Annotated in this window: 8 protein-coding genes; 7 read left to right on the top strand and 1 reads right to left on the bottom strand. The window is 43.7% G+C overall.

What is annotated here, in order from left to right:
- Positions 1-291 (bottom strand): hypothetical protein (locus ACSW3C_RS17930; protein WP_486564203.1); only part of this gene is annotated, 291 nt, incomplete at its 3' end.
- Positions 292-467: 176 nt separating this feature from the next.
- On the opposite strand from ACSW3C_RS17930, the gene rlmD reads away from it, so the two are divergent.
- The 7 genes from rlmD (at position 468) to ACSW3C_RS17895 (ending at position 6,448) form a co-directional block, all read left to right on the top strand.
- Positions 468-1,832, top strand: a complete 1,365-nt coding sequence (gene rlmD / locus ACSW3C_RS17925; RefSeq protein ID WP_486564201.1) for a 23S rRNA (uracil(1939)-C(5))-methyltransferase RlmD — start codon at positions 468-470, stop codon at positions 1,830-1,832.
- Positions 1,833-2,055: 223 nt separating this feature from the next.
- The gene (locus ACSW3C_RS17920) at positions 2,056-2,361 is read left to right on the top strand and encodes a hypothetical protein (RefSeq protein ID WP_486564211.1); all 306 of its coding nucleotides are present in this window, start codon (positions 2,056-2,058) and stop codon (positions 2,359-2,361) included.
- Positions 2,362-2,553: 192 nt separating this feature from the next.
- Positions 2,554-3,000, top strand: coding sequence for a YueI family protein (locus ACSW3C_RS17915; RefSeq protein WP_486564200.1), 447 nt, complete (start codon positions 2,554-2,556; stop codon positions 2,998-3,000).
- A 213-nt stretch (positions 3,001-3,213) separates the two neighbouring features.
- Positions 3,214-3,930, top strand: a complete 717-nt coding sequence (locus ACSW3C_RS17910; RefSeq protein ID WP_486564198.1) for a cytochrome c biogenesis CcdA family protein — start codon at positions 3,214-3,216, stop codon at positions 3,928-3,930.
- A 14-nt stretch (positions 3,931-3,944) separates the two neighbouring features.
- On the top strand, positions 3,945-4,475 hold the full coding sequence (locus tag ACSW3C_RS17905; protein WP_486564196.1) for a redoxin family protein: 531 nt from the start codon (positions 3,945-3,947) through the stop codon (positions 4,473-4,475).
- Between the two features lie 33 nt (positions 4,476-4,508).
- Complete coding sequence (msrAB, locus tag ACSW3C_RS17900; RefSeq protein WP_486564209.1) at positions 4,509-5,612, top strand: bifunctional peptide-methionine (S)-S-oxide reductase MsrA/peptide-methionine (R)-S-oxide reductase MsrB; 1,104 nt, start codon at positions 4,509-4,511, stop codon at positions 5,610-5,612.
- Between the two features lie 68 nt (positions 5,613-5,680).
- The gene (locus ACSW3C_RS17895) at positions 5,681-6,448 is read left to right on the top strand and encodes a response regulator transcription factor (protein ID WP_486564195.1); all 768 of its coding nucleotides are present in this window, start codon (positions 5,681-5,683) and stop codon (positions 6,446-6,448) included.
- Position 6,449: the final 1 nt, after the last annotated feature.

Genomic DNA, 6,449 nt, shown 5'->3' with positions numbered 1-6,449 from the left:
CAATAACGCGAGCTGAACGCCAATAACTCGAGTTGAACGCCAATAACCTGGGCTGAACGCCAATAACTCGGGTTGAACGCCAATAACTCGTGCTAAACGCGAATAACCAGTCATAATGAGACGACGCGCCAAATAAAAGAAAAATTCGCCAAAATAACATGCCAAATTCAGCTGCTTACGCGCCAAATTAGCAGGAAAAACGCCAAGTAACAGCGTTGACACGCCAAATAAGTTGGCAAGGGCAATGAAGCAGGAAATGCAGTAATCACAATTCAGGAATTGGACGCGCAACCATTGAAGCGAGCTTCAAATGGTATGTTAGCTAAAAGCAAAACATTAAAAGGGACAATTCTCCATTCCACAAGATGAGAGATGTCCCTTTTCTTCATGAGAAAATGTTCAGAAACTGCTTACCGTCAATAAAACATGCTACACTGTGTACATACGAAATGTGGAGGAAGAACGACATGTCTTTTATTGTAAATCAAAATGATCGCCTCACCGTGTCTGTAGAGGATTTAACACATGACGGGTCAGGCGTTGCGAAAGTGGAAGGATATCCGCTATTCATTCCAGGTGCGCTGCCTGGTGAGGAAGTGGATATCAAAGTCGGAAAAACATTGAAAAATTACGGGTTTGCCGAACTGCTTGAAGTGAAACGGCAAGCACCGAGCCGGGTAGAAGCCCCATGCCATGTGTTCTGGGAATGCGGGGGCTGCCAATTGCAGCACCTCTCTTATGAAGCGCAGCTCCAGCAAAAACAAAAGCAAGTACGCGATGTCATCGACCGGATCGCGAAGCTGCCTTATGTCCCTGTCCATCCTGTCAAAGGAATGCAAGACCCATGGCGCTATCGCAATAAATCGCAGATTCCCTTCAGCGAACGGAACGGCCATGTCGTATCGGGTTTCTTTAAGACGCGTACACACCATATAGTCGACACTGATGTGTGCATTATTCAGAGCGAGGAAGCGGATGAGCTGATGTCCACGCTGAAGCATGAAATGCATGCGCTTGGCCTGGACGCCTATGATGAGAAGGCGCATCGGGGCATGCTGCGGCATTTGATTATCCGAAAAGGGCGGGCGACAGGCGAGATTATGGTCGTTCTCGTTACATTGAAAAAGAAGTTTCCGCAAAAGCAGGCCGTTGTGGATTTAATCAAGCGAGTCGTACCTGAAGTGACATCCATCATGCAGAACGTCAATTCGGACAAAACGAACGTCATATTCGGAAATGAAACAATCAATCTGTATGGCAAGTCAGTCATTATCGATCAAATCGGGGACGTCCAGTTTGAAATTTCCGCTCGCTCCTTTTATCAAGTGAATCCTGTGCAAACGGAAGTCCTCTATGGACAAGCGCTCGAATACGCCCAGCTTTCCGGTGATGAAACCGTGATTGACGCTTATTGCGGAATTGGAACGATATCGTTGTTCCTTGCCCAGCAGGCGAAGGAAGTATACGGCGTTGAAATCGTTCCGCAGGCAATTGAAGATGCCAAGCGGAATGCTGAATTAAATGGGATAGCGAATGCTCAATTCGAGGCAGGAGCAGCAGAAGACGTAATCCCAAGATGGTATGCTGAAGGAAAACGGTTCGATGTGCTTGTTGTGGATCCGCCGCGCAAAGGCTGTGACGAAAAGCTCCTTCAGACGATTTTAAAATACAAGCCAGAGCGGGTCGTCTATGTTTCCTGCAACCCAGGCACGCTGGCACGCGATCTACGAATTTTGGAGGATGGCGGCTACCAGACACAGGAAGTACAGCCGGTGGATATGTTCCCGCAAAGCAGTCATGTGGAAAGTGTAGCTTGGTTGAAATTAAAATAACCTGTCCTTAGCAGTTTCTAGATATATAAAGAAATGTGAATTTATCTTCCCTCGGACAATTAGTTTGGGGGATTTTTTTCTCCCGGAAATCATTCATTCAGACGTAAGAGTTTTTTGTAGTAAAACAACAAAAGATTTTGATGTGGTACAATAGACTGGAAATAAAAGAACAGTGAGAAAAGAAGTCTTACACAATAAGGAGTGTTCGAATATGGGCTTGTTTTTGGAAATTGCACGTATTTTACTTCCTGTTGTACTGTCCGGTGGGATTGCACTGTATGTAATTATAAGAATGAAACATAAATATAAGAATGGCACCCTTGGAAAGACAAAATCAAAAAATGCTCAATATTTACTGGATAGTCTCATACCACTTGGCATGATGATTGGATGTAATGTTGCCATACTTGTTGGCATATTCACCTCAATCTCTTTAACGTCTGCCATTGGTTTTGGGCCTGGAATTGGTTTATTACTTGGATATTTTGCATACGAAGTTTATAGTAAGACCGCAGAAGCTTCCTCATAATTGTTTTGCGATGGGGCCAGTTTTTCTTAGAGAGAAATAAAAAATAATTAACCAGGTTTTTAAAAAAGTGTTTTCCGTTGAATCTACAAAAGTGAGCCATGCAAACCGATCAGATTTCGTGATTTAGAATGTAGTTTACTTGTAGTGGATTCAAATGGATACGAAAAGAAATCCGCAACTGGGGGTGCTTCAATGTCAAACAACGTGGATGATTATATTCAGCAAGGCATGTATGGACATAAGGAAACGAAGCGTGCGGAGCGTAAGAAGTTTCTTGGGACGATTCGGGAACGTATTGTTATTGTGCTTACAGTAGGTCAGGTGAGGGAGCGGGGAATCTATAAGCAAGTCGAGGATTCGATTAAAGAGAATAAATCAGCCCATTTATATGTGAATGGCAATATAAACTATGGCGTTCTATCCAAGTATACGAAGATTGCTTCTAAAAATAATGTTCTTTATACCATCGTGACCAATTTGGAGTCGGATACGGACATTGGGCTGGTGCTCGCATATGATTACGCGATTGATAGAGAAGAGATTTTTGTAGAAAAAGAAGAGTCACTCCCGAAGACCGAAGAGAAGAGAAAGAAAGGCGTGGCCGGCCTATTAAAGAGGTTATTTCAGCAGGGGGAGTAGTTTGTCGTCCATTCATACATACAAAAATAACGAATACATAGAAATCAAAACCTTCGACAAGCACTTCACGTCGAAGGTTTTTTATAGATTTCTTCCTGTTCAAAACAACCCGCTCAGCCAACAAACAATCATTTCAAAGATTTACGTGAACTGATTCTATGTTGGTTTTTGGTATTGGGACGTAAGATGGAAGTAACGAAGGGAGGTTCCTCTATGGCTGGTGAACAGGTCTTAATTAGTACGGTTTTCGTAGCGGGGGTGCTGTCTTTTTTTGCCCCGTGTATTTTACCTTTGTTGCCGGTGTATTTGTCGGTGCTTTCGACGAATGCGGAGCGGGCTGGAGGACGTGAGTTTCGCGTGGGCAGGGTAACGATTCATACGACGCTTCTTGTGAAAACGATTGTGTTTGTGTCGGGCCTCTCGATGAGTTTTGTATTGCTCGGGTTTGGGGCAGGGGCACTTGGCGTCCTTTTAAGTTCCAGCTGGTTTATGGTTGTTTGCGGCGCGATTGTGATTTTGCTCGGTCTCTATCAGATCGGTTTATTCAACTTCGCCTTTTTGAATAAAGAAAGTAAGATGCAGCTGAAACGCAGTGAGAAACGTGACATTTTCGGTACGTTTTTGCTTGGTTTCACATTTAGTTTTGGCTGGACGCCTTGTATCGGGCCGGCTTTGGGTGCAGTGCTTGGATTGTCCGCCAGTGAAGGGCAAGCGACGTATGGTGCCTTTCTGATGTTTGTCTATGCCTTAGGGCTGCTCATTCCATTTTTATTGCTGGCCGTTTTCTCGGATACGGTCATGATGCAAGTGAAGAAAATTCAGAAGCATATGCGGAAGATCCAAGTGGCTGGAGGGATTATCGTCATTTTAATGGGTATTTTGCTCATGACCAATAATTTAAATGTCTTTGCAGCTTTGATTACAGGATAAGGAGATGAGGCAATATGAAGCTGTTTAAGAAGCTGATTCTTGTGTCAGCTGTTTTGCTCGCGCTGGCCGGTTGTTCTCAAGGAAGCTCTTCCAGTAGCTCGTCGCCGGAACAAGCCGTGAATGTAAAGCTGGCGCCTGATTTTGAATTAAAAGACTTGGATGGCAAGGTACACAAGCTGTCTGACTATGAGGGGCAAAAAGTGTATGTGAAGTTCTGGGCCTCCTGGTGTCCGATTTGCTTAGCGGGCTTAGAAGAGCTCAACACCTTGGCTGGAGAGGACCGTGATTTTGCTGTCCTCACGATTGTTTCGCCCGGTTATAACAATGAAAAAGAGACGAAAGCATTTGAAAAGTGGTTTAAGGGTGTTGAAAATACGGAAAACATTCCAGTTTTGCTTGATGAAGGCGGAGAATTTACAAAGAAATATGGAGTGAGAGGCTATCCGACTTCCGTATTTATCAGTTCGACAGGGGAACTGTCAAAAACACAGCCAGGCCATATGAGCAATGATCAAATTAGTAGTACATTCGAAAACATGGACTAAGAGAAAGGTGGATGGTTTTCTGTGAAGAAAAGTATGCTCGTGTTCGTAATGGGGATATTGTTGCTTGCGGGTTGTTCGGCGATGGGTGCGAATACAATTAGCGGAACAGTGGAGAAGGAGAGTGAGGCTTCTTCGAAATATCCTGAAAACCCCAATCTGAATTTGACATTTGACGATACGAAGTTGAAAGAAATTTGGTTAGCCGGCGGCTGCTTCTGGGGTGTCGAAGCCTATATGGCACGTATTTATGGCGTAGCGGATGTAACTTCGGGCTATGCGAATGGCAATACGGAAAATCCGACGTATGAAGAAGTTGTGTACAATAACACCGGCCACGCGGAGACGGTACATGTGCTGTACGACCCGGATAGAGTAGATCTTGAAAAACTGCTTTCGTATTATTTTATGATTATTGATCCGACCAGTGTCAATAAACAAGGAAACGATCGCGGCGAACAATACCGCACAGGAATTTATTACAAAGATGAAGCAGACAAAGCAATCATTGAAAAGGTAGTTGCGAAAGAACAGAAGAAGTATGATGAACCGATTGTGACAGAAGTCGAGCCGCTGCGGAACTTCTATCTTGCTGAAGAATATCACCAAGATTATTTGGAAAAGAATCCGGACGGCTATTGCCATGTAAGTTTTGATTCGCTGGAAGATCAGGATGTGCCTCAATTGGTCGACCCTGCATTGTATCCAAAACCAAGTGAAAAAGAGATTAAAGAGAAGCTGACAGATATTCAATACAAAGTGACGCAAGTAAATGACACAGAATTTGCTTTCTCGAACGAGTACTGGGACAATGAAGAACCAGGTCTCTATGTAGATGTAGTAACAGGGGAGCCGCTTTTCTCTTCAGCAGATAAATACGATTCTGGCTGTGGGTGGCCAAGTTTCACAAAGCCGATTGCACCTGAAGTCATCACGACGAAGGAAGATCGAAGCTTTAACATGGTTCGCACAGAAGTCCGAAGCAGGACAGGTGATAGCCACTTGGGCCATGTGTTCGAAGATGGGCCGGCAGATAAAGGCGGACTGCGCTATTGCATTAACAGTGCTGCCATTAAGTTTATTCCAAAAGCAGATTTAGAAAAAGAGGGTTATGGTTATTTACAACATCTTGTAAAATAAATAAGAGCGCAATGAAAGGTGGACGTTTCCACCTTTTTTGCTGTATGACGACAAAGAAGGTGTCTTAAATGTATAAATTACTAGTCGTAGATGATGAACCTATTTTAATAAAAGGGATTCGTACGTTTGTCGACTTTGAAGCCCTCTCCATCGGAGAAGTTTACGAAGCGTATGATGGCGAACAAGCACTCGAAATCGTCAAGAAGCAGCTGCCGGATCTTGTATTAGTCGACATCAATATGCCGAAGATGAACGGCCTGGATTTTTCAATCGCGGCAAAAGCAATCAAACCGGATTTGAAAATCGCCATTATCACGGGCTATGATTATTTTGATTACGCAGTGACGGCATTGAAGGCGGGCATAGATGATTATATTTTGAAGCCGGTATCCAAACATGATATCCATGAAGTATTGGTCAAGCTCATTGAAAAACTGCAAGAGTCCCATGGGCAGCAGCAACTTGCGAAATTGGTCGATCATGTCATAAGCAGCGCGGCCAATTCCAAGGACGAAGGATACAAGGTGAAAATACAGCAGGAGATTGAATCGAATATCTCGAACGTGGAATTCTCGCTCCAATATTTAGCGGGTCAGATGGCACTTAACCCTACTTATCTCAGCAGCCTTTTTAAGCGACTATTCGGCATACCTTTCCAGGAATATATGTTGTCGACAAGGTTGGATCGCGCGAAAATCTTGCTGTTGAGTACGAATATGAAAAACTATGAAGTCGCAAAGGCTATTGGCTTTGAAGATCCAAATTATTTTAGCGCTGCCTTTAAAAAGCGATTTAACTGTTCCCCTAATCAGTTTAAAGATAAAGCGAGGGAATAAA

Source organism: Sporosarcina sp. AD_1 (assembly GCF_057373025.1).
Note: the sequence above shows the minus strand (reverse complement) of the source record. Positions and strands in the feature narration are given on the sequence as shown.

Bases quoted from the DNA above. Each gene is read 5' to 3' on its own strand.
- rlmD (WP_486564201.1), top strand. From the start codon at position 468: ATGTCTTTTATTGTAAATCAAAATGATCGCCTCACCGTGTCTGTAGAG.
- ACSW3C_RS17915 (WP_486564200.1), top strand. From the start codon at position 2,554: ATGTCAAACAACGTGGATGATTATATTCAGCAAGGCATGTATGGACAT.
- ACSW3C_RS17910 (WP_486564198.1), top strand. From the start codon at position 3,214: ATGGCTGGTGAACAGGTCTTAATTAGTACGGTTTTCGTAGCGGGGGTG.
- ACSW3C_RS17905 (WP_486564196.1), top strand. From the start codon at position 3,945: ATGAAGCTGTTTAAGAAGCTGATTCTTGTGTCAGCTGTTTTGCTCGCG.
- msrAB (WP_486564209.1), top strand. From the start codon at position 4,509: ATGCTCGTGTTCGTAATGGGGATATTGTTGCTTGCGGGTTGTTCGGCG.
- ACSW3C_RS17895 (WP_486564195.1), top strand. From the start codon at position 5,681: ATGTATAAATTACTAGTCGTAGATGATGAACCTATTTTAATAAAAGGG.